The organism is Cryobacterium sp. 10I5 (genome assembly GCF_035019865.1).
GTDB lineage: Bacteria > Actinomycetota > Actinomycetes > Actinomycetales > Microbacteriaceae > Cryobacterium > Cryobacterium breve_A.
This window is the reverse complement of the sequence record NZ_JASJVI010000210.1, coordinates 1-599: the sequence shown is the minus strand read 5'-3', so window position 1 is coordinate 599 and position 599 is coordinate 1. Positions and strand designations below refer to the sequence as shown.

Annotated in this window: 2 protein-coding genes; both read right to left on the bottom strand. The window is 60.6% G+C overall.

The window, feature by feature from the left end; translation table 11 throughout:
- Positions 1 to 244: hypothetical protein (locus QN350_RS19745; protein WP_323517218.1), on the bottom strand; the 244-nt coding region annotated here is incomplete at its 3' end.
- A gap of 174 nt (positions 245 to 418) precedes the next feature.
- A partial coding sequence (locus tag QN350_RS19740; RefSeq protein ID WP_323517216.1) for an antitoxin VbhA family protein occupies positions 419 to 599 on the bottom strand: 181 nt, incomplete at its 5' end.

Sequence of the window (599 nt, the reverse complement as noted above, 5' to 3'; positions counted from 1 at the left end):
GACCCTGTGCCTCGGCGGCATCACGGAGGCCCTGGAGGCTCTTCTGGACCTCGGTGTTGGTCGTTGCGTCGGGCATTTGGGACTCCTTCGCGCCGTGACTTCTTCTTCGTAGGATACTGAAGTCATATTTTCTGTGCAGCGACAGGGAGGAATGAACTTGGCTAAGACATTTGTCGATGGGAACGACCGTCTCGACGCCCTCTTGGCGCAGCCTGGAATGGCCGAGCGAGTCGCTGAGATTCACGATCGCGCCGATGAGGAAGACCGCGCCCGCGATGTGGCCATTCGTGGCTTGCCTGGTCGAGGTGCGCGACTGTAACGTAGCCGGTACGAGCGCCGGGCTTGAACCGGCGTGACTACCTCAGAAGCCCCTCGCCGTTGCGGGGGGCTTCTTGTTTGCCTGCATTGCTCATCTGCGTCAGAGTGCTTTGGACTTCTCGATGAATTCTTCGAGCGTCATGCTCCCCTCGAGGTAGGAGCTGATGTCCTCAACCGTCTCGCGGTCGGGCTCCATGCCCTCCAGTGAGTATTCGAGTCTCTGAGCCCCACCCGATCGTGCGGTTGAGCCCCACTGGTCGTGCGGAAGAGCACCAGTGGTG